The sequence below is a fragment of the Flavobacterium collinsii genome (genome assembly GCF_902804485.1).
Taxonomy (GTDB): domain Bacteria; phylum Bacteroidota; class Bacteroidia; order Flavobacteriales; family Flavobacteriaceae; genus Flavobacterium; species Flavobacterium collinsii.
In genome coordinates, this window is sequence record NZ_CADCST010000107.1 from 44965 (window position 1) to 70446 (window position 25482).

General features: G+C 35.1%; 18 protein-coding genes. 10 read left to right on the forward strand and 8 right to left on the reverse strand.

The window, feature by feature from the left end; all coding sequences use genetic code 11:
* Positions 1-34: 34 nt before the first annotated feature.
* The 3 genes from FLA105534_RS17345 to FLA105534_RS17355 form a co-directional block, all read right to left on the reverse strand.
* Positions 35-718: a hypothetical protein gene (locus tag FLA105534_RS17345; RefSeq protein WP_173967353.1), complete on the reverse strand. Its 684-nt coding sequence runs from the start codon at positions 716-718 to the stop codon at positions 35-37.
* A gap of 186 nt (positions 719-904) precedes the next feature.
* Positions 905-1375 carry an Imm26 family immunity protein gene (locus FLA105534_RS17350; RefSeq protein WP_173967354.1) on the reverse strand — a complete coding sequence of 157 codons (471 nt, stop codon included), beginning with the start codon at positions 1373-1375 and terminating at the stop codon, positions 905-907.
* Positions 1376-1598: 223 nt separating this feature from the next.
* The gene (locus tag FLA105534_RS17355; RefSeq protein WP_173967355.1) at positions 1599-2579 is read right to left on the reverse strand and encodes a hypothetical protein; all 981 of its coding nucleotides are present in this window, start codon (positions 2577-2579) and stop codon (positions 1599-1601) included.
* Between the two features lie 852 nt (positions 2580-3431).
* Here FLA105534_RS17355 and FLA105534_RS17360 point away from each other — a divergent pair.
* The 3 genes from FLA105534_RS17360 to FLA105534_RS17370 all read left to right on the forward strand — a co-directional run bounded on the left by FLA105534_RS17360 (position 3432) and on the right by FLA105534_RS17370 (position 10356).
* Positions 3432-6338 (forward strand): FAD-binding and (Fe-S)-binding domain-containing protein, encoded by a 2907-nt coding sequence (locus FLA105534_RS17360; RefSeq protein WP_173967356.1) that lies wholly within the window; start codon positions 3432-3434, stop codon positions 6336-6338.
* A 698-nt stretch (positions 6339-7036) separates the two neighbouring features.
* The gene (locus tag FLA105534_RS17365) at positions 7037-8971 is read left to right on the forward strand and encodes an amino acid permease (protein WP_173967357.1); all 1935 of its coding nucleotides are present in this window, start codon (positions 7037-7039) and stop codon (positions 8969-8971) included.
* Between the two features lie 290 nt (positions 8972-9261).
* On the forward strand, positions 9262-10356 hold the full coding sequence (locus FLA105534_RS17370) for a DUF695 domain-containing protein (RefSeq protein WP_173967358.1): 1095 nt from the start codon (positions 9262-9264) through the stop codon (positions 10354-10356).
* A 223-nt stretch (positions 10357-10579) separates the two neighbouring features.
* Here the strand turns inward: FLA105534_RS17370 and FLA105534_RS17375 are convergent, their stop codons facing one another.
* On the reverse strand, positions 10580-11824 hold the full coding sequence (locus tag FLA105534_RS17375; RefSeq protein ID WP_173967359.1) for an aminotransferase class I/II-fold pyridoxal phosphate-dependent enzyme: 1245 nt from the start codon (positions 11822-11824) through the stop codon (positions 10580-10582).
* Positions 11825-12306: 482 nt separating this feature from the next.
* On the opposite strand from FLA105534_RS17375, the gene FLA105534_RS17380 reads away from it, so the two are divergent.
* From FLA105534_RS17380 to FLA105534_RS17390, 3 genes are all read left to right on the forward strand, one after another.
* Positions 12307-12762, forward strand: coding sequence for an Lrp/AsnC family transcriptional regulator (locus tag FLA105534_RS17380; RefSeq protein ID WP_173967360.1), 456 nt, complete (start codon positions 12307-12309; stop codon positions 12760-12762).
* 323 nt (positions 12763-13085) lie between these two features.
* The gene (locus tag FLA105534_RS17385; protein ID WP_173967361.1) at positions 13086-13331 is read left to right on the forward strand and encodes a hypothetical protein; all 246 of its coding nucleotides are present in this window, start codon (positions 13086-13088) and stop codon (positions 13329-13331) included.
* Positions 13321-13611 carry a type II toxin-antitoxin system RelE/ParE family toxin gene (locus FLA105534_RS17390; RefSeq protein WP_173967362.1) on the forward strand — a complete coding sequence of 97 codons (291 nt, stop codon included), beginning with the start codon at positions 13321-13323 and terminating at the stop codon, positions 13609-13611. The genes FLA105534_RS17385 and FLA105534_RS17390 overlap by 11 nt, the downstream gene beginning before the upstream one ends.
* Positions 13612-14348: 737 nt before the next feature.
* Here FLA105534_RS17390 and FLA105534_RS17395 read toward each other — a convergent pair.
* A complete protein-coding gene (locus FLA105534_RS17395) occupies positions 14349-15371 on the reverse strand; it encodes an SseB family protein (RefSeq protein WP_173967363.1) in 1023 nt (340 codons plus the stop codon).
* Positions 15372-16036: 665 nt separating this feature from the next.
* Between FLA105534_RS17395 and lpdA the strand changes: the two genes are divergently transcribed.
* Positions 16037-17440 (forward strand): dihydrolipoyl dehydrogenase, encoded by a 1404-nt coding sequence (gene lpdA / locus FLA105534_RS17400; RefSeq protein WP_095383995.1) that lies wholly within the window; start codon positions 16037-16039, stop codon positions 17438-17440.
* Positions 17441-17492: 52 nt separating this feature from the next.
* Here the strand turns inward: lpdA and FLA105534_RS17405 are convergent, their stop codons facing one another.
* From FLA105534_RS17405 to FLA105534_RS17415, 3 genes are all read right to left on the reverse strand, one after another.
* Complete coding sequence (locus FLA105534_RS17405) at positions 17493-18146, reverse strand: hypothetical protein (protein ID WP_173967364.1); 654 nt, start codon at positions 18144-18146, stop codon at positions 17493-17495.
* A 649-nt stretch (positions 18147-18795) separates the two neighbouring features.
* A complete protein-coding gene (locus tag FLA105534_RS17410) occupies positions 18796-19170 on the reverse strand; it encodes a DoxX family membrane protein (RefSeq protein WP_173967365.1) in 375 nt (124 codons plus the stop codon).
* 210 nt (positions 19171-19380) lie between these two features.
* Positions 19381-20277, reverse strand: coding sequence for a DUF4349 domain-containing protein (locus tag FLA105534_RS17415; RefSeq protein WP_173967366.1), 897 nt, complete (start codon positions 20275-20277; stop codon positions 19381-19383).
* 192 nt (positions 20278-20469) lie between these two features.
* On the opposite strand from FLA105534_RS17415, the gene FLA105534_RS17420 reads away from it, so the two are divergent.
* The 3 genes from FLA105534_RS17420 (at position 20470) to FLA105534_RS17430 (ending at position 25344) form a co-directional block, all read left to right on the forward strand.
* Positions 20470-21756: an anthranilate synthase component I family protein gene (locus FLA105534_RS17420; RefSeq protein ID WP_173967367.1), complete on the forward strand. Its 1287-nt coding sequence runs from the start codon at positions 20470-20472 to the stop codon at positions 21754-21756.
* Between the two features lie 175 nt (positions 21757-21931).
* Positions 21932-23242: a tRNA lysidine(34) synthetase TilS gene (gene tilS, locus FLA105534_RS17425; RefSeq protein WP_173967368.1), complete on the forward strand. Its 1311-nt coding sequence runs from the start codon at positions 21932-21934 to the stop codon at positions 23240-23242.
* Complete coding sequence (locus FLA105534_RS17430; protein WP_173967369.1) at positions 23242-25344, forward strand: protein-disulfide reductase DsbD family protein; 2103 nt, start codon at positions 23242-23244, stop codon at positions 25342-25344. Before tilS ends, FLA105534_RS17430 begins: the two co-directional genes overlap by 1 nt.
* Positions 25345-25482: the final 138 nt, after the last annotated feature.

Below are 25482 nucleotides of genomic sequence, written 5' to 3' on the forward strand. Positions count from 1 at the left end.
CTCCGCTCAGGGTGACAATTGGGGTGAAAGAGATTTATTTCTTTTGGAATTTGTATTCTCGTTTTTTGCTTTTTGGGTTGAGGTCGACAAATTCGTATTCTTCAAAATCTTCAAAATTAGTTTTAAAGAAATCGGCTGCTTTTTCGTGCGACCAGGATTTAGGATAATAAAAACCATCGAATTCAGTATTATGAAGAAGAAGTTCAAAATCATGTTTAAATTCGTTGGCTCCGGAATAGGTTAAAGCAATTTTTCCGGTCCATTCAATATCATATTTGTTTTGAGCTGTGGGAGTAATTTTTATTCTATGATTGGCGCAGGTATCGTGTCCTAATAAATAAATTCCGAATGCAATTTCGTCATAATCAAAATCATCATCAAGGGGGAAAGTGTCTGCCAATAAATCATCTTTTATAAAATCATTGAAAACAGTTTTTTGTGAAGTTTTATTGATTTTAATCCCATAATCTCCCCAATATGTTGAAGACATTGTACATTGATGAAAATTGCCCCAGACTCCTTTGGAATGCCAGTCACCTTTATATTCTTCATCGTCGTCTTCGGATCGATCTTCGGCATAATAAGCATCTGTTTTTAAGTGAAAATCAAACCAAATCGATTCATCTTCTTCGATTCTTCCGTTCCATTTAAATTGTTCTAAAGTGTGACCATTTGGATATGGATTTCCTAAAAAATAGATTCTGTTTGGCTGGTTCATATATTGGAAATTTGTAACTCAAATGTAATTTTCAATTTTTTAAATTCCAAATTGCAAAAGGCTGTATTGAAATATTGGTTTTATAAGCCTTCTACTCGCTATGAAGTCAGGAGACTTTTCAGAGCGCAGGGAGAAATTGAAAAACAGAATACAATGTGTTTTAAATTTTAGATAGCTTGAATAATATCAATTTATTATGTTTTCGATAGATCTTATAATGTTGTTGTGGAGTTGGATAGATTCTCTACCTACGGGTATTTTGTCAATGGGAGAGGTTATTTGTTTTCCATTGGTGTCATATATTTTATCTCGTGTCGGACTTTTAAAGTAATGACACGGATAGATATCCATATTATTTTTTTCTAAAGTTCTGATTTTTGTAAAATAGCCTTTTTTCCAGCATGAAGCGTCGGTAATAATCTGTGGTAATAGTAAGTTGTCTTTGCTTAATGTTGTATTTTCATCAAGCGATGATGTGAAGTTGTTGTATAAGTATATGAGAATGGCATTTTTAAATGGACCAACATCTATTTTACCTAAAGAAACCATTCCATATCCAAAACGGCCATCACTTAAGCAGAAGTAAAAAACATCACCTTCTTTTGGCCATTTTCTCTGTTTTTCATTTCTTGGCATTACTGTTAGTTTATGAGCCATTTTATATTGGTTTTATTGTTCTTAAGTCATTTTTAGTCTGCTCTGCGAAGTCTCCCGACTTCGTACCCGTTCCAATAATCTAGTCGTTTTTTGAATTTGTTTGATCATTGTTGTCGCTACGAATTCGGGAGACTTCGCAGAGCTCGGGGAAATTCCAATTTAAAAACGGGTTCTCTCAACTTTGTATGGCGATTGTGCTATTTAAAGTTTTGTAAAGCTTTTTTTAATCCGAGTTTTCATTTCCGTCCCATACACCTTCACAGGCATCAATTAGTTCTTTTGGCCATGAGCGACGGGGAAGGATGTGGTCAAGCGCATAGTAAAGTAGATCCCCTATTATTACTACTGGAGCTAATGGAAGCGCAATAAATATGAAAAATGGAATTGCGATAGGGTACCACCAAAAATCTACATCCAAAGCTTTTAGAGGATTAAAGTGTCTGAACGAATCACTGATATTCTTTAAGCGATATTCGTTGATTGGCGTAATGAGTGGAACCGCTTCGACGCCCTCTCGCATATAGAGGCGGATGTATTCCCAAACCATGCCTGCGCCACATACACCTACACTGACTGGTCCCATTGGTGTATTCCTTGTACTTTTGATCATCGGGCGTGATTTTTCTTCAACTTGTTGAAAAACTAAGATGGGAATACCTTCATGGGTTGAATGTCCTTTTTTTATAAAACTTCTGATGTTGGCTTTGAGGCTGTTAAAGTCTTCGCTGACGACATGTCCGTCGATGAAGCATGTGACTTTGTTAGTCTTACGGTTGAAGATAATTGGCAACTGACGACGCCAAGGAATAAATATCCAGGAAGAGTCAATAAAGAATATTGCTGCTATCAATAGGGGGACATAATTCATATATTCAAATAAACTACCTCTAAAGCTCCCAGTAGATATCTCATGGTAATAACTTTTTATGGTAAAGAAAGTAAAAAGCGCCCAAGTGAGTACAAATCCTACGGTAGTAGACCAACTCATACTGTAGCGACCACCATAATCAGAATCAGGGTAGATTCGCATGAAGAGACAGTTTTCGGTTACCTTTGCAACATTATTGTCCGCCGCTGGTTCTACCTTGAGGGATGGGCCGTTGGGATGCAGTTTATTTGTATCTATGTAAAAGGATAAGCTTTGTTTTGCTTCACGGCATTGTCGTTTACAGGGTATAATGGTATCCTCTTTTGGATTATTCATTTTTTTACTTTTATTTTTTCTATTAGAGTGAAATTAAATACAAAAGTAGCTCGTCATAGTTGATAAGATATTTAGAAAGTAACCGTCGGTTTGTTTTTTGTAATAAATGGTTAGTGGAACGTCATAACTGGTTTGATAGGCTTCTCTTAATGAGCAAATTTTTAAGAAATAAAGGGCAAGAAATGCATAAATTATTTTAAGGTGGCGCGGTGCTCAGGGTGACAATTGGGGTGGAATTCCAATAAAAAAATTCCAAATTCCAATTCAAAAAAGGATAATCAAAGAAAAAAACTTAGAACCTCAGAATCTCAAAAAGTTTCATAAGTCTTAGACTACATTGAGGGTGGCAATATTTTGTATAAGGTGCGCATTTTAATTAATCTCAATCTTTATTATTCGGGCTTTTTGTCATTCCTACAGAGGAGGAATCTTCACAAGTAACTCCACAATAAAGTCACTTTGTGTTATCTGATTTGTAGGAAGGGTCACACTAGTTGATTGACAACGATTGTCGACATTCTTTGCGGAGTTGCTTGTGAAGATCCCTCGTTCCTCGGGATGACAAGATTGTGACTACGTTGCGAATGATGGATTAATCCCGAAGCTTTGGGACATCTCTACAATATATTTTTTTCCTCTGAAACTCTTTTATAGAATTCTGTAGGAATGGCTTATTTTATAGCAACGGATTTCAATCCGTTGAAAAGAACAAAAAAATCGAACTCAAGAAAGCCAAAGAAAAGGAAACCTCTGAACCTTTGCTACTTTGCACCTCTGAACCTTTAAAAAGAACCTAAAAAAAACTATTTTTGTAATTCACTGAATCCGTTTTAGTTCATAAATTAAGTTATAATGTCAATAATTAAGGAGTTACAACACTTATCAGAATCATTAGAAGGAACACTTTTATACGACGATCTTCATAAAACACTTTATTCAACCGATGCTTCGGTATATCGGATCCGGCCAAAAGCGGTCGCCGTGCCTAAAACAATCGAAGACATTAGTAAACTAATTCGGTTTGCGGGACAACATCATATTTCGGTTACACCAAGAACGGCCGGAACTTCTCTTGCAGGACAAACGGTTGGCGACGGAATTGTGGTCGATGTTTCGAAGAATTTTACCAAGATTCTGGATTTTGATCCGATTAAAAAAACGGTTACGGTGCAACCCGGTGTCATTCGCGATGAACTGAATTTATTCCTGAAGCCTCACGGCGTATTTTTCGGTCCCAATACTTCGACTTCTAATCGCTGTATGATTGGCGGAATGGTAGGGAATAACTCTTCTGGAACGACTTCGATTCGTTATGGGGTAACGCGTGATAAAATTGTCGAGATCAAAGCCATTTTGAGTGATGGTTCGGCGACGATTTTTAAAGAGCTGACTTCGGCTGAATTTATCGAAAAAACCAAAGGGGATACCTTAGAAAATAAAATTTACAAAAGCATTTACGACGAACTTTCGGTAAAAGCAACGCAGGACGAAATCATAAAAGAGTTTCCTAAGCCGGAAATTCACAGAAGAAATACGGGTTATGCTGTAGATATTCTGCTAAAATCGGATTTGTTTGGCGGGACAGAACCTACCATTAATCTTGGAAAGTTACTTTGCGGAAGCGAAGGAACGCTGGCTTTTACGACCGAAATTACATTAAAAGTGGACGATTTGCCGCCCGCCAATAACATTATGGTGGTGGCGCATTATCATAGTATTCAGGAATCACTGGAGTCTGTTGTGGTAGCGATGAAACATCATTTGTATACCGCCGAAATGATCGACGATACGATTTTGGATTGTACTAAAACGAATCGCGAGCAATCTAAAAACAGGTTCTTTTTAGTGGGGGAACCCAAAGCGATTATGCTGTTTGAAGTAGCTTCGCACGATGCCTCTGATGCGGAAAATCAGGCCAACGCTTTAGTAGCCGATTTAGAGAAAAACAATTTCGGCTACGCACTTGTTAAAATTTATGGTGCCGATATCGAAAAAGTAAACGAGCTTCGTAAAGCCGGTCTCGGACTTTTAGGAAGTATTGTGGGAGATAATAAAGCGGCCGATTCAATCGAAGATACTGCTGTTGAATTGAGTGATTTACCAGCTTATATTGCCGAGTTTTCGGCCATGATGCTGCGACACGGACAAGAGGCAATTTATTATGCACATGCAGGAGCGGGTGAGCTACACTTGCGTCCGGTGCTGAATTTGAAGAAGACATCCGACTTAAAACTCTTCAGAACCATTGCAACCGATGTGGCTGTTTTGGTTAAAAAGTACAGAGGATCTCTGAGCGGAGAACATGGCGACGGAATTGTGCGCGGTGAGTTTATTCCGTACATGATTGGCGAAACGAATTATGAATTGCTGAAACGAATCAAGCTGGCGTTTGATCCGAACTCGGCTTTGAATATTGGTAAGATTGTGAATGCCTTAAAAATGGACGAGAATCATCGTGTTGTTTCGGGCAGAGTTGAACCGGATATTAAAACGTTTCAGGATTTCTCGGATAGTTTAGGGATTTTGCGTGCTGCCGAAAAATGCAACGGTTCGGGCGATTGTAGAAAATTGCCGTCGGCAGGTGGAGCGATGTGTCCGAGTTACCGAGCAACCAAAAACGAAAAAGAAACCACGCGTGCGAGGGCGAATGCCTTACGCGAATATTTGACCTATTCAGAGAAAGAAAATAAATTCGACCAGAAAGAGCTTTACGAAGTTTTTGAATTGTGTGTGAGCTGTAAAGCCTGTGCCAGCGAGTGTCCGAGTAATGTAGACGTAGCAACGCTGAAAGCAGAATTTTTATACCAATATCAAAAAGCGAATGGCTTTTCGACCCGAAACAAAATTTTTGCACATAACGCCAAACTGAATAAGATGGGAAGTTTGTTTCCGTCGATTACCAATTTTATTTCTAATCAGTCTCTCGTGAAAAAAAGCATGGGAATTGCGCCGGAAAGGCAGGTTCCGTTATTGGCAAAAAAGACATTTAGAAAATGGTACGAAAAGTATAAACCACAACAAAAGAATTTCCCAAACGGACAAGTGTATTTGTTTAATGATGAGTTCACGAATTACTACGATGTCAATATCGGAATCGATGCTTTTGAATTACTGACGAAATTGGGCTATGAAGTTTTAATCGTCGATCATGAAGAAAGCGGAAGAACCTATTTGTCGAAAGGATTTCTGGAAGAAGCGAAGAAAATTGCAGATATCAATGTGACTATTTTTAAGGATTTAGTTTCTGCAAATACACCTTTAATCGGAATTGAACCTTCGGCGATTTTAACGTTCAGGGACGAATATTTACGTCTGGCAACCGACAAGGAAGCAGCCGGAAAAGTAGCTAAAAATGCTTTTACGATAGAAGAATTCTTTAAAAAAGAAAGTATCGAAGGTAAGATTACGGCTGATTCTTTTTCAGAAGAAAAGAAAGAAATTAAGATTCATGGGCATTGTCACCAGAAATCTCTGAGTTCGGTTGAAGCGACTTTTGCCATGCTGAATTTACCGATGAACAATACGGTTACAATTTATAATTCGGGCTGTTGCGGAATGGCGGGATCCTTTGGTTACGAAAAAGAGCATTATCAGGTGAGCATGCAAATGGGAGAAGATACGTTGTTTCCGAAAGTAAGAGCGACCGCCCAGGAAGTAAAAATCGCAGCAGCAGGAACCAGTTGCCGTCACCAAATTTATGACGGAACGAACAGGGAAGCACAGCATCCGGTGAGTATTTTAAGAAATTGCCTGAAGTAATTTTAGATTTTAGAATGTAGATTTTAGATTTTAGAATGTAGATTTTAGAATGTAGATTTTAGATTTTTCTCACGCAGATTGCTTTGTCAGTTCGCTGTAGCTTGGGTGAGCTGATTTATTTTTGCCACAGATTATGAGGATTAAAATGATTTAGAACAAAAGAAATTGGCATTAATCTGCTAAATCTGCAGTATCTGCGAGAGAAAATTAGTCAAGTATTTGAAGTGCTAAAAAAAGGTTTTTCGCAGATTCTGCAGATTGGAATAAATTAAATCGGTAAGTATTTTAAGAAACTGTTAAAAGTAGAGGGTGTTGTCACGACCCGAGTCATAGCGCACAGGCGAAGCAATTTCAGGAATTATTCTTTTCGCCACGAATTTCACGAATTGACACGAATGCTTTTTTTTACAACTCCTGACTACTATCGGAAGACGCGATTTTTTTTCTAAAATAGATTCCATTATTTTTCACAAAGATTAGAAACAAAAAAATTCGCGTTAATTCGTGAAATTCGTGGCAAAAGAAAAAATAACGTAAATCCGTTTAATCTGTAATAATCCGTGGGCAAAATAATTCACCACAAAAAGCGGTGCAAAACAAAATCGTTTTATATATTTGAAATCAGGATAATTTTTGCATTATTTGCAAAATAAAACCACAAAGACCGAATTAAATTAATTTTAAAAGCAAAATCATATATGGCATTATCAGGTTTATTCCGAAAAAAAACGGTACAAGATATTCTGAAGCAAGTTGCAAAGAACGATGCAGACGGTCATAATGCATTAGGAAAACACTTAACTGCCAGGGATTTAACCGCCTTCGGAATCGCTGCTATTGTTGGTGCCGGGATTTTTAGTACGATCGGAAAAGCCAGCGCAGATGGTGGACCAGCTGTTATATTTTTGTTTTTATTTACAGCAGTGGCTTGTAGTTTTGCTGCTTTTGCTTATGCTGAATTTGCCTCAATGGTACCCGTTTCAGGAAGTGCATATACGTATTCGTATGTGGCATTTGGTGAAATTATAGCCTGGGTTATTGGTTGGGCCCTAATCATGGAATATTCGGTTGGAAATATAACCGTTGCGATATCGTGGAGTGATTATTTTACCGGACTGCTCGCCAGCGGAGGCATACACCTTCCGCAATGGGTTCAAATGGACTATTTAACGGCCTCAAACGGATTTAATAATGCAACTGCTCTGATGCACAGCGGAAAAGCTTTTGATAACTTAGAGCCAGCCCTACAAGCTGCTTATACGGCCTGGACGACTTCTCCGGTTTTGTTTGGTTCTTTTCATTTTGTAGCCGATCTTCCGGCTTTATTAATCATTATTTTAATTACAGCATTGATTTACCGCGGAATGAAAGAATCCCGTAATGCCAGTAATATTATGGTTGTGGTGAAGCTTTGTATTGTACTTTTGGTAATTGCAGTAGGTATATTTTATGTAGATACAGCCAACTGGGATCCGTTTGCACCAAACGGAGTGAGTGGAGTACTAAAAGGTGTTTCGGCAGTATTCTTTGCTTACATTGGTTTTGATGCTATTTCTACCACGGCTGAAGAATGTAAAAACCCACAAAGAGACTTACCACGCGGAATGATGTGGGCGATTATTATTTGTACGATTTTGTATATTGCCATTGCCCTGGTTCTTACCGGAATGGTACGTTATAATGAGTTAAATGTAGGGGATCCGTTAGCATTTGTATTCGAAAAATTAGACTTAAAATGGATGTCCGGAATTATTGCAGTAAGTGCGGTAGTGGCAATGGCCAGCGTTTTATTGGTATTTCAAATGGGACAACCTCGTATCTGGATGAGTATGAGCCGTGACGGATTATTGCCAAAACGTTTTTCACGCGTACATCCAAAATTCAAAACGCCTTCTTATGCGACCGTTGTAACCGGTTTTGTGGTTGCTGTTCCGGCCTTATTCTTAAATCTTACCATGGTAACAGATTTATGTAGTATTGGAACTTTATTCGCATTCGTATTGGTTTGTGCCGGAGTTTTGGTATTGCAAAACAAACCTGAGATTCCAAGAGGAAAGTTCAAAACACCATATATCAATTCCAAATACATAATGCCGGTTTTATTAACCATCGGATTAGTTTTTGCCTTCGGATATAATAAAAAAGCCACTATGAGCTTTATTACAAACGAGACTCAAATTAATAGCCCGGCAGATATTATTACGTCATTGGATAAAAGTGAGTCCGAAAAAGTTTTCAATTATCTAAAAAGTATTGATGTACAAAATAAAACTTCAGAAACAGCCGATTTAGAGCATTTACTAAGCCAATATCAATCTGATGATGCGAAGTATGCTGAGGTTGTAAAAGGTTTACCAATTAGTGATTCCTTAAAATTTGAAAGCGGATTCAGCTTGTTCAAGCATAAAATTCCAATGTGGATCTTCTTACTTGTTCTGGTTGGTTTGACAGCTTGGGCTTTCAAACAAAATTTATCATTGATTCCGCTTTTAGGTTTAATCTGTTGTTTGTATATGATGGCTGAATTAAGTGTATGGAACTGGATTTATTTCACAGTTTGGTTACTTATTGGTCTTTGTATTTACTTTGGCTTCAGTCGTAAAAACAGTAAACTGAATATAGAAACCTTGTAAGTTAAGCATACAAAAGAGATAAGCCGTTCTGAGAAGTAATTTTCAGAACGGCTTTTTATTTTGTCACAGATTAAGGAGATTTTTGTTTCACGCAGATTTAAAAAGATCAAAGCAGATCGGCGGAGATCAATTTATAATTTTGAAATAAAATCTGCTAAATCTGCGTGAAAAACTTTGTATTCCTTACAGAAGAACTTTAGAAATAATTTATGAGATTTCTTACTTTAAACTGAATTTAAAAGAAGGTTTTTTCTTATTTTTGGTTTTTATGAATTTTTAATTTTTTATGCATGAGTTTTTTTGATAAAGTATTGGGTAAGAAGCGAGGCCCAATAAATTCGTATGATGATTTTTGGAATTGGTTTCTGAAAAATGAAAAAGAGTTTTTTAATATTGTTCAAAGGGGAGAAAACATCCCTAAGGGTTTCTTTGATAAATTAGGACCAAAATTAGCAGAAATTCACCCTGAGATTTATTTTTTGGCAGGAATGATTGACGATCAAATAGCTGAATTAGTTTTAACGCCCGACGGAGTAATTAGGAATATTTATATAATAGAAGAGTTAGTAAATGCTGCGCCAAAGATTGAAGGTTGGAAATTCACTGCTCTTAAGCCTGCAATAAATATTAAAAATGTTGGAATAAAGTTTGAAAATTTTGAACTCAATGCTGATAATTTAAAATTTTATCCTACTATAAATAAAGACTTTCCAGATGAAATTGATTTGACAATTGTTTATTATCATTTTACAGAAGATAAGAAGCAGCTAATAACTAATGGAGTTTATATTTTTCTGGATAATTATTTAGGCGAATTGGATTCTGTTACTTCGATAGATAACATGAAAGTAATAGGAAACAACGAAATTTCTGAAGAGTTAGTACCAATTGAAAAATTAAAAGATTATTTGATTTGGAGAGAAAAAGAGTTTGTAGAAAAATACGAAGATATTTGGTACGATACTGAAAAGGATAATTATTCAAGCTTTGAAGCAGGTACGAAGGAAGGCGGCGTTCTTTTGGCTATTATGAATACATCTATTTTGAAATGGGATAAAAAAGCATCACATCCGTGGATATTTATTATTAGCATTCCGTTTGATGGAAGTAATACTAATGGAATGCCTGATGAGGAAACGTATCAATTGTTAAATGAAATTGAAGATGAAATTATGGTCGAACTAAAAGATTCTGATGGATATTTAAACATTGGGAGAGAAACAGGAGAGAATAAGCGAGAAATCTTTTTTGCATGTAAAGATTTTAGAAAGCCATCAAAAACGGCAGATGCAATACTTAAAAAATACAGTAGTTCTTTTGATGTAAGTTACGAAATCTACAAAGACAAGTACTGGCAAACGTTTAGCCATTACGAGCCGAGATAGTTTTATAGCCACGAATTCACGGATGTATTGTTAAAAAAATTCGTGAATTCGTGGCAAAAAAACTTAGTGAATCTCTATCGAGAATATTTTACAACGATCTTTTTTGTTTCATGCAGATTTTAAAAAGATCTAAGCAGATCGGTGTGAATCTATTTATAATCTAAAAAGAAAATCTGCTATAATCTGCGTAAAAGAAAACTTTAAGTTGCTTACAGAAGAAAACTTAGCGGATCTCTGTGAAAACTTCTTTGCGAATCTCTGTGGAATTCAAAATCCCAAGTTCAATCATACAAGCCTTCATCATTTCATAAGTGCGCTCAATATCATTATCAAGACCAATAGAGAAACGAATTAAGCCGTCTGTTAAACCCATTTCGGCTTGTTCTTCTAGCGGAATTTCGCTCGAAGTCGAAGTTCCCGGTGCACTGAATAGTGTTTTGTAAAAACCTAAACTTACTGCCAGATAACCCAAATTTCTGGCCTGCATTAATTCCATCAGTTCATTGGCTTTTGCTAAAGTCCCAACGTCAATTGTCATCATACCTCCAAAACCATATTCCGGATTAATCATTGTTTTGTACAATTCGTGACTTGGGTGGCTTTTTAAGCCTGGGTAAACCGTTTTTAAGCCGTCTTTTTCAAATTTATCGGCCAGAACGTGTGCATTATGACTATGTTGCTTGACGCGAATATGAAGCGTGCGCAGGTTCTTCATCACCGAAGCCGATCGCAAACTGTCCATTGTAGGGCCTAGCAGCATACTTGCTCCGGAGTTTACATTTTTCAGCGAATTGATAAACTCTTTCGAAGCACAGGTTACGCCGCCAACAGTATCACTGCTTCCATTAATGTATTTGGTTAAACTATGAATTACAATATCGGCTCCCAGTTTTGCCGGAGAAACCGATAATGGTGAAAACGTATTATCGACGACTAATTTCAGGTTGTATTTTTTAGCAATTTGGGCAAGACCTGCAATATCGGCTACTTCCAACAATGGATTACTTACGGTTTCGCAATACAAAACTTTTGTTTTCAAGGTAATAGCAGCTTCTACCAACTCCAGTTTGGTAATGTCTACAAAGGAGGTTTCAATTCCAAAACGCGGAGCGAAATTCTTTAAAAAAGCATAGGTTCCGCCATAAATTGTTCTACTCGAAACAATATGATCGCCAGCACCGCAAAGTTGCAGCAAGGTAGGTGTGATAGCCCCCATTCCTGAAGCCGATACATTTGCAGTTTCTGTTCCTTCCATAGCTGCCAAAGCCTGATCCAGATACAAATTACTAGGCGATGAATGACGCGAATATAAGTAGCAGCCTTCCATGTTCCCTTCAAAAGTATCAAACATAGTTTTGGCTGAAAGAAAAGTATAAGTAGAAGAATCGGAAATCGATGGATTCACCCCTCCAAATTCCCCAAAGTATTGTAAATCCTGGATTTTGTCTGCTGGATTAAAGTTTTTCATTTTAAATAGTTTATAGTTAGTGGTTAATTGTTTATTGTTTGTGGTTTGTGATTTGTTGAAATTCCCATTGACATTGACATTGACATTGACATTGAAATTCCCATTGACATTGGAACTGACATTGAAATTGACATTGAAATTCCCATTGACATTGAAATTGACATTGACATTGAAATTCTCAGAAGCTAATTCCTGCTGTCCGTTTCAATCTTTTGCGTCCGCCGCGGCGGACACAAAAGGATTTTCACTTCCATCAGGGCTAGGGCTTTCGTTTTCAAAAGAAAATCTACTCAAAATAAGACTTAATTAGAAAAATAATCAACTGTAAAACATGTAATTAGATTTTAAAACTATAAAAATGTGTTTGTTATGATTTTTAATCTAAATTTGATTGATAAAAGATAATTTAATAGATTTTCTTTCACTTTAACAATCAACAACAAACCACTAACAACAAACCAAATACACTAATCCTCAACGAAATGACTTTAGATACTACCGATAAAAAACTGCTGGTTTTATTACAAACCGATAGTAAAAAGACAACCAAAGAATTGTCACTAAAACTCAATTTGTCTGTTACAGCAGTTTACGAACGGATTAAAAAGTTAGAGCGTGAGGGAATCATCAAAAACTATGTAGCATTGGTTGATAAAACTAAAATCGAAAAAGGATTTGTAGTTTTCTGTCATTTAAAACTCATTCAGCATACCAAAGAATTCCTCACTAAATTCGAAAGCGAAGTCATCAAACTCAATGAAGTTTTAGAGTGCCACCACGTAAGCGGTGATTACGACTATATCTTGAAAGTTTTAGTCAAAGACATGGAAGCCTATCGAGAGTTTTTGGTTACTAAACTCACAAATTTGCAACACATTGGAAGTACCCAAAGTATGTTCATGATTAGCGAGGTCAAGAATTCAACGGTGATTTTTTAAAGGTTCTAAGGGGCTAAGTTGCTAAGGTTCTGAGTTGCTAAGGTCCTGATTTTTTTAGTCAAGGACAGATTAAGAGACACAGAGCTTTTTATTGAATTCTCTCATTTTCAGCAGGAAGTTTCTAATATTAATTATTCAAAAAAACTTTGCGCCTTCGCGAGCAAAAAATCCGCGTTATTTGCAAAATCCGATAGAACGTTTACTTTGGCATCTTCAAAATTAGAAATAATAAATCAGAAACTTTTCGGGCTGTATGTATAAACCATAACATTAACACATTTCAAAACTAAAATAGCTTAAATTTGAATCAAATACATTTTAGAATGGAGACAAAAGAATTAAGGCTTAAGCTTATAAAAGATTTTGGAAAATTTATTGAAGATGATTCTAAATTAGAAATTTTAGAAAGCGTTTTTGATGCCCTAAATTATGATGAAAAGAAATCAATTGTTCCTGATTCTCATTATGATCTTGTTGCTGAAGAAAGAGAAAAGTATCTTTCACAGGAGAATGAAGCGAGTTCATGGGAAGAAGTAGAACAACGTTTGAATGCTAAATATGGTTTTTAAAATTAAAATTTTACGCTTTGCTGAAAATGAAATTGATAAAACTATTGAATTTTATGAAAGTAGGAGTAAAGGTTTAGGAAAGCAATTTCTATCTTACTTAAAAACATCTCTGCAGGTTTTAAAAACACATCCAGAATTATTTCAAATAAAAAAAGAACCTGGTTATCGTGAATTAACTTTGGTAAAATTTCCATTTGTAATTATTTATGAAATTATTGGAAATGAAGTAATCATCTATTCTGTTTTTCATACATCAAGAAATCCCCAAAGAAAACCTTAAAAAAGAGGTTTAAAGATTCAAAGGGACAAAGGTTTTCTGTAGAAATGTACAGCAGTGCGTCTAAAACTTGATGAATATCTAAGATTCTAATTTCTTTTTTGAATTGCCTCCAGCTTCAGCTGGAGGATTAAGATTATATAGAAAAGGGCTTTAGCCAAAATGTATTATTTGGCTAAAGCCTTCTTTTTGTTCTCCTATCAATATCTCCAGTTAAAACTGGAGGCAATTCAAAGTTGAATCTTTATATTTTCGCGATTTTATAAGAATTAAAAAAATCCACGTTATCTGCAAAATCTCCGAGAGACAAAAATACTTCGAGAGACTTTGCGTGATTTTCAAAATCAGCTTTCATTACTAAAAAAACTTTGCGTCTTCGCGTCTTCGCGAGCTAAAAAAATCCGCGTGATCTGCAAAATTTGCGAGAGACAAAAATACTTCGAGAGACTTTGTATAATTAGTGGCCAAAAAACTTTGCGCCTTCGCGTCTTCGCGAGCAAAAAAATCTGCGTTATCTGCAAAATCTACGAGAGACAAAAATACTTCGCTAAGGATCTAAAAGTTATTAAGTTTCTGATTTTTTTTTAAGTATACTAAGATTTAAGCTGTTGTTTTTTTAGTCTCGCAAAAGTGCAGAGTTGCAAAAAAAATAAAAATTATACTAAGCTTTTATACAAGCAAATCTTCAGTCCAAAGTCATGTAGCTATGTTTTTAGAAATGTTTTGATTATTTGGCAGTTTTATCTAACAGCATCTTCAAAAGTCGGTCGTTCCCGTTTTTTAGCTATAACGTCTCTTATAATAGATTCAATATTTTTATTTATAGAATCATTTGGCTGTAATTTAATTGCTAAATCAATTGTTTCTTTTGCTTCTTGGTCTCTTTTAGTAACAAGTAAGGTCATTGCGTGATTACCCAATAGTGTAAAATCATTGGGTTTTCTTTTTAGAGATTCTTCAGAATAAAATATTGCTTTCTCGATGTCTTTCAAATGCATAGCTTCCAGCGATGCTTCCATAGGGATTATATGGTTTTCTAATTCAAGTTTAAAAGCTAATTCCAATTGTTCAAGAGCTTCTTCGTGTCTTTCCAGTCTTTGAAACGCTTTTGAGATTAATACCATACTTTGCCAATGCTCTGGAGCTATCTCAAGGCATTTTTTGAAGTCTTTTATAGACTCTTCAAGCTTTAACTTTTCGGTTTCCTTCAATTCTTTTTTTCTATATCCGTCTAAAACAATCAGTCCTTCTTGTTTTTTTCCAGCTTGCTCAAAGATTTGATTGAATTGTTGATTTTTTTTATACTCAACTTCCTGCTCGTCAATTTTATTATAGATTGTGCCATTTAAAAGATTTTCAATTTCTTCTGGAATTAATTCTTTTGTAAAATCTGAGTAAGGATTTAGTATAAATGTTGCCCCATTTAAGGTTTTAAACAAATCTTGTCCTTTTAAACTGAGATGTGGAATCATTTTTTTTATTATGCCTTTGTCAAATATTCTGTTTACTGATGTAAAGATTGGAATTTGACCGTTTTCAAAAGTAACACACTGAACAGTTGTATCATTTTCTGTAGTTTGATCTCCAATTTCTGAAATCGAATTTTCGTTTGTCAATATAAACAATTGACTCCATAACATTTTTTGATAAAATACCTTTTGTGCAGAAAAACTTGATGTTGCTTGCATTAAACATTTTTCTAGTTCATTCTCTGGAAACGTCGATTCCGTTTTCTTTTTTTTAAATATGTCAAATAATCCCATTACTTATCTTTTGTGTATTCTTAGAATTGTTTCTAAAGCCTCGCCAATTTAATTATTTTTCTTTCATGTGAAAAGAAGTGGCTATTTTTTTTTAATGTATCGTGAATTGCCTCCAGCTTCAGATGGAGGTTTAAGATTATATAGAAAAGGGGCTTTAGCCAAAATGTATTATTTGGCTAATACCTTGTTTTTGTTGCCCTATCAATGTCTCCAGTTAAAACTGAAGGCAATTCAAAGTTGAGTCTTTACATTTTCGCGATTTTATAAGAATTAGAAGAATTCACATTATCTGCAAAATCTGCGAGAGACAAAAAAACTTCGAGAGAATTTGCGTGATTTTCAAAATCAGCTTTCATTACTAAAAAAACTTTGCGTATTCGCGAGATAAAAAAATACGCTTGATCTGCAAAATCTGCGAGAGACAAAAAACTTCGAGAGAATTTGCGTGATTTTCAAAATCAGCTTTCATTACTAAAAAAACTTTGCGCTTTAGCGCCTTTGCGAGCAAAAAAAATCAAACTAAACTTGTCAAATCTTTGCGCACCCGACAGTCAAATCTTAAGCAAAACATTAAGTAAAATTTCACACAAAAAACATTGAGATTTAAACTTTAAACAAAACTTTATTCCTTAATTTTGTATCGCTAAAAATAAAATAGACAAACTATGAGTTCATTTGACGTAGTCATTATAGGTTCAGGTCCTGGCGGATATGTATCAGCAATTCGTTGCGCACAATTAGGTTTTAAAACTGCAATTGTAGAAAAGTATAACTCTTTGGGCGGAACTTGCCTTAACGTAGGTTGTATTCCTTCAAAAGCATTATTATCGTCTTCTCATCATTATGCAGAAATTGCACATTTTGCAGATCACGGAATCGAGGTTTCTGGAGATGTAAAAATCAATTTAGAGAAAATGATCGCGCGCAAACAAGCCGTTGTAGATCAAACCGTAGGTGGAATCAACTACTTAATGGATAAAAATAAAATTACTGTTTTTAATGGTTTAGGTTCTTTCGTAGATGCAACACACATTGCTGTAGCTAAAGCTGACGGAACTTCTGAAACTATTGAAGCTAAATATACTGTAATCGCTACAGGATCAAAACCATCTTCTTTGCCTTTTATTAAAATTGATAAAGAAAGAATCATCACTTCTACTGAGGCTTTGGCTTTAAAAGAAGTTCCAAAACACCTTGTAATTATTGGTGGTGGAGTAATCGGAATCGAGCTTGGACAGGTTTATCTTCGTTTAGGAGCTCAGGTTTCTGTAGTTGAATTCATGGACAGAATCATTCCTGGAATGGATAGTGCTTTGTCTAAAGAATTGACTAAAGTATTGAAAAAACAAGGAATGAAATTTTACGTTTCTCACAAAGTAAAATCAGTAGAAAGAAATGGTGACGCTGTTGTTGTTCAGGCTGAGAATGCAAAAGGAGAAACGATTACTTTAGAAGGAGATTATTCATTAGTTTCTGTAGGTCGTCGTCCGTATACAGACGGATTGAACGCTGACAAAGCAGGAGTTAAAATCTCTGACAGAGGACAGGTAGAAGTAAACGATCATTTACAAACTAATGTTCCAAACATCTACGCTATTGGTGACGTTGTTCGTGGAGCAATGTTGGCACACAAAGCTGAAGAAGAAGGAACTATGGTTGCTGAAATTTTAGCGGGTCAAAAACCACATATCGATTATAACTTAATTCCTGGTGTTGTATACACCTGGCCGGAAGTTGCTGCTGTAGGACAAACTGAAGAGCAGGTAAAAGCTTCGGGAACAGAATATAAAGTAGGAAGCTTCCCTTTCAAAGCGTTAGGACGTGCAAGAGCGAGTGGAGATCTTGACGGTTTTGTAAAAATTATTGCTGATGCTAAGACTGATGAGGTTTTAGGTGTTCACATGATTGGAGCTCGTACTGCAGATTTAATTGCTGAGGCAGTTACTGCAATGGAATTTAAAGCTTCTGCTGAAGATATCTCAAGAATGAGTCACGCACACCCAACTTTTGCTGAAGCAGTAAAAGAAGCGGCTTTGGCAGCTACAGACAACAGAGCGTTACACGTATAATAACTAAGTGAAATTATATTTTAAAAACCATCAGAAACTTCTGATGGTTTTTTTATTGCTTAATTACAGTAAAAGTATAATAGGTTTCTTTATTCTTTAAATACATACCGTAAGTTCCATTCTCTTCTTTGTATAAATGGTACAAATATTTGTCGCCTTTGATGCTTAAATTTTTTCGTGCCAGATTGTTACTTTCAATAAATTCCAGTTCAAATCCGCAATTTCCTTTTTTTCTGTAATGCAATTTTGAAAACGTATTATCTGCAAATTTTTCTATCCATAGATTATCGATTAAAGTTACCTCTACTTTCGCACCTCCATGTTCCAAATAATAATATTTTGAAGATTCATCAAAACGATTACACTCTTCTTTGGATATTTCATCAAGAGGCTTCTCATTCTGCATCGACCAGCTACTTTTTTCAGATTCATTTGGAAAAAGTGCCACAAATTCGTTACAGTTTTTATGTAATCTGTAGAACAACTGTTCAAATGCTCTTCTTTGTGCGATACTGTCTTCAAATTTTGCCAGATATGGAGCTATGTGGGCGTTATTGATTGTATTAATTCTGATTTCGTTGTCCAGCACTTTGTTTTGAACTAATGATTTACAGATTTCAGTGGTTAGAGAATCTACAGATTTTATAGATTGTGATCTCGAAAAATTAATACAGAGTAATAAAATGAACAGTAAGTTTTTTTTCATTTAAAAGACAAATTTTAATCAAATATAATTGTTTAGTAAAAGTATTTATAGAATTGAGTTTTATTCTTTTAACATTTGCATCCAAAAAAGAAAAAGTTCAGGAAAAATTTTGTAAATTAGAGGTAGAATTCTATCGTTGTGTTTAGTGAGATGAAATGATTAATGATTTGAAAAACAGGTGTGTAGTTTCGTTTTTATACAGAGTGAGGAATTACGGACATACTTTATTTCTGAAGCTCAAAAAAAAGTCAAAAATACTAATTTTGATCAAACCTAAATATTTAGTAAAATAGTCTGAAATTGTTGGATTAGATTATAAATGTAATAGGGATTTTAAACAACGTAACTACCAGGTATTCTTTAAATGCTAATGATAGATAGAAGGTTAATAACAGGGGCTATAATGTCACAAAAGACAAGTGGGAGGAAAGCATCGGGAAAAGCCAGGTTTGTCAAAAAGGACAATGTTGGTATGCTTAAGGTTCCATTTTTTGGTCCTTTTTATTTCAGTTAAAATAGAATTGCAATTGATTCGACATTACAAGGTGTATTGGTTGTAGTTTAGTAAACAATGTGTGGATACTTTTAAAATAACGAACCCGACAGGTCATTGCTTGTCGGGTTTATTTTTAGGTGTGGTGAAAATAAATTATTTGGTGAAAACACTTTTGTAATTATCCCAATATCTGTAGATTAAAAATAAATTGGCAAGGAATAGCAATACTGCAAGCGGCAAGCCTTGAGGAGCCAGAAAATAATTAATGAACAAAATGTTTACCGTAATTGGTAGGATCAGTATATTGGCCAATGTTACGTAACGCCCCGTTACAAAAGCAATTCCGCAAAGAAGCTCGATTGATTTTGCTAAAGGCAATAAATAAGTTGAGGCAACAAGTCCCATATTAAAAGCTTTGAAATCACCGGTAGTTTCCGGTTCCGGAGCCAGTTTAAAGAAAAAACTAAGAGAGGCGAATAGTAATAAAAGACCAATTAAAACACGGACAATAATGGTAGCAATTTTCATAATACTTAAGATTTTTAATGGGTTAAAAAAGTATAATTTATTTTTGGAAAACGTTACAATCTGAACTCTCTAATGAATTAAAAAAACAATTTTAAAGTTTTTAAATGGAGAGTTTTACAGTCTTTATCGTTCTATTTTGGGAAAAATAGAATGCTATATCAAATATAACGAATTTTTTCTTATGAAATTGTTGTTTTATTAACACTTTTCTTATCTCTTAATGTATCTTTTGTAAAGGAAAAATCCACCAAAACCAATCAGAATAAAAGGCCATAAATTAATGATAAAGATGAAGATTGTTTCTAGAATATACCAGCCGTTTTTAAGGGAATCAATAATTTGAATGCCTAAATTTGGTTTGTAAGCATTACTGCTTTTTTCGCTTGCCATTATTTCCTGTCTTACCGTTTCGTTTTGATATAGCTGCAAAGTAATGGTGCTGAAATTAATTTGGTCCTGCAGGGATAAGTTTTCAACGGTACGATTGTCTTTTTCTTCTTTTTGGTTTGCCAGTGCATTTTCGGCTTCCATAACGTCATTGATTTTTTTGCCTTTGGAATCAATTGCTTTTTCGACCCTCTTCTCTGTAACCGCACTTCTTTTTTGTGAAAGCTGATTGGCTAATAATTTTAAAGAAACATCATCGGCTTTAATAACTCTGAAATCAAGAAAATCAATTTGTCGGGCTATGGTTTTAATAACGGTATCGAGCTGTCTATTGGGTACGCGAATCGTAATGTTGTTCTCGACTGTGTATTTGGTTGTTTCGAGTGTACTGTCCTGACTAATTTTAGTTTTAATCTGATCGTGAATGTTGCTTTGCAAATTAGTGTAGATTACAAATCCTCCGAATTTTTGTGTTGCGTTTTCAATGGCATAGGTAGATTTGACGACATTTTTAACCTTAAATTTAATATCGGCAGTCCGAATGAATTTTTGTGTGCTGTTTTTTTTCTCCACAGCTGCCGACGAAGAGATTGCAGTGCTATCTGCGGTAGTTTGATGTGCTGTGTTATCTTCGAATGCAGCAGGGTCGGCTTTTTTACAGGAAAAAAATAAAGTGATAATCACTAAGGAAGTTAATCCAAGGTTTGCAACTGTTTTCATAAAAGTTTTAGAATTTGATTCATAAATAATTGTGAGTTTTTTTTAAGATGTATTTTTTGAATGAATAGGCACGAAAAGGTTTGGGTATTCTTGTTAATTCGATATACTAAAAAGTGTGCCAATATTTTTTGTGTATTATTTTATTGAAGGATTTTTTTTGTTGTAATTTTGAGGCCTAAAAATTACCTATTTTTGAGAGTTACCACATATAAAAATATTTCAGATCCAGAGCATTTTAAACAGCAGCTTTTAAGCTGGTCACAACAATTTCGAGAGGTTGTTTTTTTGGATAGTAATTCTTATCCGCAGGAATATTCCAGTTTTGATTTTGTATTGGCGGTAGATGCTTTTACCTCTTTAAAAACAGATTTTCATAATGCCTTTGAAGATTTAAAACAATACCAGCAAACCACTAAAGACTGGCTTTTTGGATATCTTTCTTATGATTTAAAGAATGATGTTGAAAAATTGACATCCTCTAATTTTGATGGTTTGGATTTTCCTGATTTGTTTTTCTTCCAGCCTAAAAAAATATTTATAGTAAGAGGAAATCAGCTTGAAATACAATACTTGCTGCTTTGCGATGATGAGCTTAATGATGATTTTGAAGAAATTGTTCAAAGCACATTTGACAGCTTCGAAACTTTAAGCGGAATTGAAGTCAAACAACGTATTTTAAAAGAAGCGTACATTGAAAAAGTTGCAAAAATGCTGGAACATATCCATATCGGAGATATGTATGAGGCTAATTTTTGTATGGAGTTTTATGCTGAGAATGCTGAAATTAACCCGCTGGAAAAGTTTCAGAAGTTAAGTGCAATATCAAAAGCTCCGTTTTCGGTTTTCTTTAAAAATCACAAACAATATTTGCTTTCAGCTTCTCCGGAACGCTATCTGAAAAAAGTGGGAGACACTTTAATTTCCCAACCGATAAAAGGAACCTCAAAACGATCTTCGGATCCGGTCGAAGATGAAAAGTCAAAACAATTTTTAGCATCAGATTCAAAAGAACGTGCTGAAAACATCATGATTACTGATTTGGTGCGAAATGATTTGTCGCATACTGCGCAGAAAGGTTCTGTTGAAGTAGTAGAGCTTTGTAAAATTTATTCGTTTTTACAGGTACATCAAATGATTTCTACTATCACTTCAAAACTGGATCCGCAATACGTTCCAATTGATGTTTTAAGAACTACTTTTCCGATGGGAAGTATGACGGGAGCTCCAAAAATTTCGGTTATGAAGATTATCGAGAACGTGGAAGAAACCAAACGAGGTTTGTATAGCGGTGCCGTTGGTTATTTTACACCCGAAGGCGATTTTGATTTTAATGTCGTAATAAGAAGTATTCTGTACAATCAGGAGAATAAATATGTTTCATTTTCGGTTGGAAGTGCTATTACATCTCAATCCATACCTGAAAAGGAGTATGAAGAGTGTCTTTTAAAAGCCAAAGCGATGCATGAAGTCTTACGTTAGAAATAGGTAGTGACAAGCAGGGGATTGGAGGAGCAGGGAATTCACTATAAAAGTTAAAAAAGAATAAAATTCGTACAATTTTGTTTTTAAATAAACAATATAATGTAAATTCGTACAGTTTTAAAACATAAAAGAATCTTTCTCCATAATTAGAATTAAATTTTTACATTTATAAATGCTTTCAAAATTTCAAAATCATCTCGCTGCAAGATTTCCATTTTTGGATGATAAAAGGCTGTTTCTGGCGGTAAGCGGAGGTTTAGACAGTATGGTTTTGTTGCATTTGTTTCAGCAATTACCCATTAAGATTGCCGTTTTGCATTGTAATTTTCAACTTCGTGGATTGGAAAGTTTTGGTGATCAGGATTTTATTCAAAAGTACTGTGATCAGAATGCTATTTCGATTTTCAGTACTCAATTTGATACCGAAGCTTTTGCCAAAGATTACAAACTATCTACTCAGGTTGCGGCTCGTGAATTGCGTTACAGTTGGTTTTACGAACTTTTAGAAACCAAAAATTTCGATTATATTCTTACCGCGCACCATGCCGATGATAATCTTGAAACTTTCATTATCAATCTAACCCGTGGGACGGGATTGGATGGATTAATAGGGATTCCGGAAGAGAATGATAAAATTATTCGTCCGCTTTTGCCTTTTTCCAGAGAAGAAATTTTAGAATATGCCAAGCAAAATAATATTCAATGGCGGGAAGACAGCAGTAATGCGTCAAATAAATACCTTCGTAATAAAATTCGTCATGATCTTGTTCCAATACTGAAAGAGATCAATCCGAACTTTTTAAATGCTTTTCAGAAAACACAATCTTATCTGCGGGAATCGCAGGAAATGGTTGAGGATGCTTCGATCATGATTTATCAACAAGTAGCGGAAGAAGCGGGGGATGATATTCATTTTGATTTAAATCAGCTCAAAAAGCTTCCCAATTATAAATCGTATCTGTACCAATGGTTGAATGAATTTGGCTTTTTGGCCTGGAATGATGTTTATGATTTGGTAGACGGACAATCTGGTAAACAGGTGTTTTCGGCTGATTTTCGATTGTTAAAAAACAGGGATACTTTGATTTTAAGTCCAATTTCTGAATTATCGGAGCAGGAAGTGTTTGAAATTAATGAAGGAGAGCAAGACGTTAATTTTCCCTTAAAATTGAGGCTTTGTCAGGTAGGCGACATTACAATAGATTCAAATAAAGCTATATTTGTGGACGCTGAAAAAATCCGATTTCCGCTGATTTTACGTAAATGGGAGGAGGGGGATGTTTTTCATCCTTTTGGAATGAAGGGAAAATCTAAAAAAGTAAGCAAACTTTTTAAAGATGAAAAATTGTCGCTGATTGAAAAGGAAAAGATTTGGATTTTATGCTCAGATAATCAAATTGTATGGGTGATAGGAATCAGACAAGATGAACGTTTTAAAATTGAGAATACAACAAACAAAATAATTAAAATAGAATTATTATAATGAACCTTAATCAATACCATCAAACGACGATGTCGAAAAGTGTCTGGAATAAATCCATTGTATTTTTACTGTTTCTTATTTTTGCATTTGCAAAAGGGAATGCTCAAATTCTGGAACCTGTAAAATGGACTTCTAAAATTGAAAAGAGAGCCGGAAATAATGCCGTTTTGATTTTTGACGGAACGATTGAAAAAGACTGGCACATGTATTCGCAATTTACGCCGGAAGGCGGACCGCTTGCTTTGGAGATTACTTTTAAAAATCAAAAAGGGAATTATAATTTGGTAGGAAAAGCCAAAGAAGGAAAAACCAAAACTGCGTTTAATGATGTCTTTGGGGTAAATGAAACTTTCTTTGAAGGCAAAGCGCATATCGAACAGGAAATCACCATTATCAATCCAAATCTAAAAACGGTTGATGTTGATTTTGACTTTCAGGTTTGTAAAGAAGTTTGTATCAATTCAAGTAAAAAGTTTTCTATTGCGATTCCATCAAATTTTAAAATGGATGCTGTTGCGGCGGTATCTGAATCTAAATTAGACGAAACAAAAGTTGCCGGGATAGCAGTTGATACAGTAAGCAAAGCAACTGTTTCGGAAAAACTAGAACTGAAGAAAATTGATAACGCAACAGCTGAAGTTGTAGATAATGTACAGAAACCTGCAACATCCAGAAGTTTATGGTCTATCTTTTTTATCGCATTTATCTCAGGATTTGCTGCTTTGCTAACTCCTTGCGTTTTTCCGATGATTCCAATGACGGTAAGTTTCTTTACCAAACAAAGTAAAAGCAGAGCAAAAGGAATAAGAAATGCAATTATCTATGGTTTTTCTATTATCGCTATTTATGTAATATTAGGTCTGATTGTTACCAAGATTTTTGGTGCAGATGCATTGAATGCGCTATCTACAGACGTTTGGTTTAACTTGATTTTCTTTGTGATCTTGATCATTTTTGCTACGTCATTTTTGGGAGCTTTCGAAATTATGTTGCCTAATTCATGGGCAAATAAAGCAGATCAGCAGGCAGACAGAGGTGGACTAATTGGTATATTGTTTATGGCTTTGGCTTTGGCTATTGTGTCGTTTTCATGTACAGGACCTATTGTTGGAACCTTATTGGTAGAAGCTGCTTCGAACGGCGGAATTGCTCCAATTGTTGGAATGTTAGGTTTTTCATTAGCATTGGCATTGCCATTTATGTTGTTTGCGATGTTCCCTGGCTGGTTAAATTCATTACCGAAATCGGGTGGATGGCTGAACACTGTTAAAGTAGTTCTAGGGTTCTTAGAATTAGCATTGGCCTTTAAATTTTTATCAAATGCTGATTTGGTTCTTCAGTTGCACTTTTTGGAAAGAGAAGTTTTCATCGCAATCTGGATCGCAATTTTTGCTGCTCTGACGTTTTATTTATTCGGTAAGATTACATTGCCTCACGATAGTCCGTTAAATCATATTTCAGTTGGAAGATTGTATTTAGGATTGCTTACATTGGTATTTACTGTGTATTTAATTCCGGGACTTTGGGGTGCGCCTTTAAAATTAATTAGTGCATTTCCACCACCTCCACAGTATAGTGAAAGTCCGTTTGGGGTAGGAGGATCTTCAAATTCGGATGCCAGTAGTACAGTGTCTGCTGCAGGGATGCCAGAAGGAGCGGAGCTAGGACCTCACGGTATCATGGTTTTTCATGATTATGAAGATGGTTTAGCTTATGCAAAATCAATTAACAAATCTATTATGCTGGATTTTACAGGTTATGCTTGTGTAAATTGCAGAAAAATGGAAAACAATGTATGGTCGGAACCAATGATTTTGCCAATCTTGAAAAATGATGTAGTCTTGATTTCTCTTTATGTTGATGATAAACGTGATTTGCCAAAAGAAGAACAGTATGTTACAGCAAAAGGAGATAAAATCGAAACCGTTGGCGATAAATGGACCGACTTTATGATCTCGAAATATAAAACCAATACACAGCCATTATACGTTATAACAGATTTGGAAGGGAAGAATTTAAACAGTTCAAAACCGACGATCAGTTATGTAAGTGCCGAAGAATACCTGCAATGGCTGAAAGAAGGAATTTCGAATTTTAAATAATGGTTTTATGGATTTAAACTTCTAAATACTCTATTTTACAAAGGAATTAATTCGAGTAAAAAGCTGTCTGAAAATTTTCAGGCAGCTTTTTTTTATTTTGCATTAGGAGGTTTCGATTACAAAAAATAAGAGAAGATA

What these genes read in the sequence shown, in the direction of transcription:
- FLA105534_RS17345 (WP_173967353.1), bottom strand. Translation starts at nt 718, where the DNA reads ATGAACCAGCCAAACAGAATCTATTTTTTAGGAAATCCATATCCAAAT.
- FLA105534_RS17350 (WP_173967354.1), bottom strand. Translation starts at nt 1,375, where the DNA reads ATGGCTCATAAACTAACAGTAATGCCAAGAAATGAAAAACAGAGAAAA.
- FLA105534_RS17355 (WP_173967355.1), bottom strand. Translation starts at nt 2,579, where the DNA reads ATGAATAATCCAAAAGAGGATACCATTATACCCTGTAAACGACAATGC.
- FLA105534_RS17360 (WP_173967356.1), top strand. Translation starts at nt 3,432, where the DNA reads ATGTCAATAATTAAGGAGTTACAACACTTATCAGAATCATTAGAAGGA.
- FLA105534_RS17365 (WP_173967357.1), top strand. Translation starts at nt 7,037, where the DNA reads ATGGCATTATCAGGTTTATTCCGAAAAAAAACGGTACAAGATATTCTG.
- FLA105534_RS17370 (WP_173967358.1), top strand. Translation starts at nt 9,262, where the DNA reads ATGAGTTTTTTTGATAAAGTATTGGGTAAGAAGCGAGGCCCAATAAAT.
- FLA105534_RS17375 (WP_173967359.1), bottom strand. Translation starts at nt 11,824, where the DNA reads ATGAAAAACTTTAATCCAGCAGACAAAATCCAGGATTTACAATACTTT.
- FLA105534_RS17380 (WP_173967360.1), top strand. Translation starts at nt 12,307, where the DNA reads ATGACTTTAGATACTACCGATAAAAAACTGCTGGTTTTATTACAAACC.
- FLA105534_RS17385 (WP_173967361.1), top strand. Translation starts at nt 13,086, where the DNA reads ATGGAGACAAAAGAATTAAGGCTTAAGCTTATAAAAGATTTTGGAAAA.
- FLA105534_RS17390 (WP_173967362.1), top strand. Translation starts at nt 13,321, where the DNA reads ATGGTTTTTAAAATTAAAATTTTACGCTTTGCTGAAAATGAAATTGAT.
- FLA105534_RS17395 (WP_173967363.1), bottom strand. Translation starts at nt 15,371, where the DNA reads ATGGGATTATTTGACATATTTAAAAAAAAGAAAACGGAATCGACGTTT.
- lpdA (WP_095383995.1), top strand. Translation starts at nt 16,037, where the DNA reads ATGAGTTCATTTGACGTAGTCATTATAGGTTCAGGTCCTGGCGGATAT.
- FLA105534_RS17405 (WP_173967364.1), bottom strand. Translation starts at nt 18,146, where the DNA reads ATGAAAAAAAACTTACTGTTCATTTTATTACTCTGTATTAATTTTTCG.
- FLA105534_RS17410 (WP_173967365.1), bottom strand. Translation starts at nt 19,170, where the DNA reads ATGAAAATTGCTACCATTATTGTCCGTGTTTTAATTGGTCTTTTATTA.
- FLA105534_RS17415 (WP_173967366.1), bottom strand. Translation starts at nt 20,277, where the DNA reads ATGAAAACAGTTGCAAACCTTGGATTAACTTCCTTAGTGATTATCACT.
- tilS (WP_173967368.1), top strand. Translation starts at nt 21,932, where the DNA reads ATGCTTTCAAAATTTCAAAATCATCTCGCTGCAAGATTTCCATTTTTG.
- FLA105534_RS17430 (WP_173967369.1), top strand. Translation starts at nt 23,242, where the DNA reads ATGAACCTTAATCAATACCATCAAACGACGATGTCGAAAAGTGTCTGG.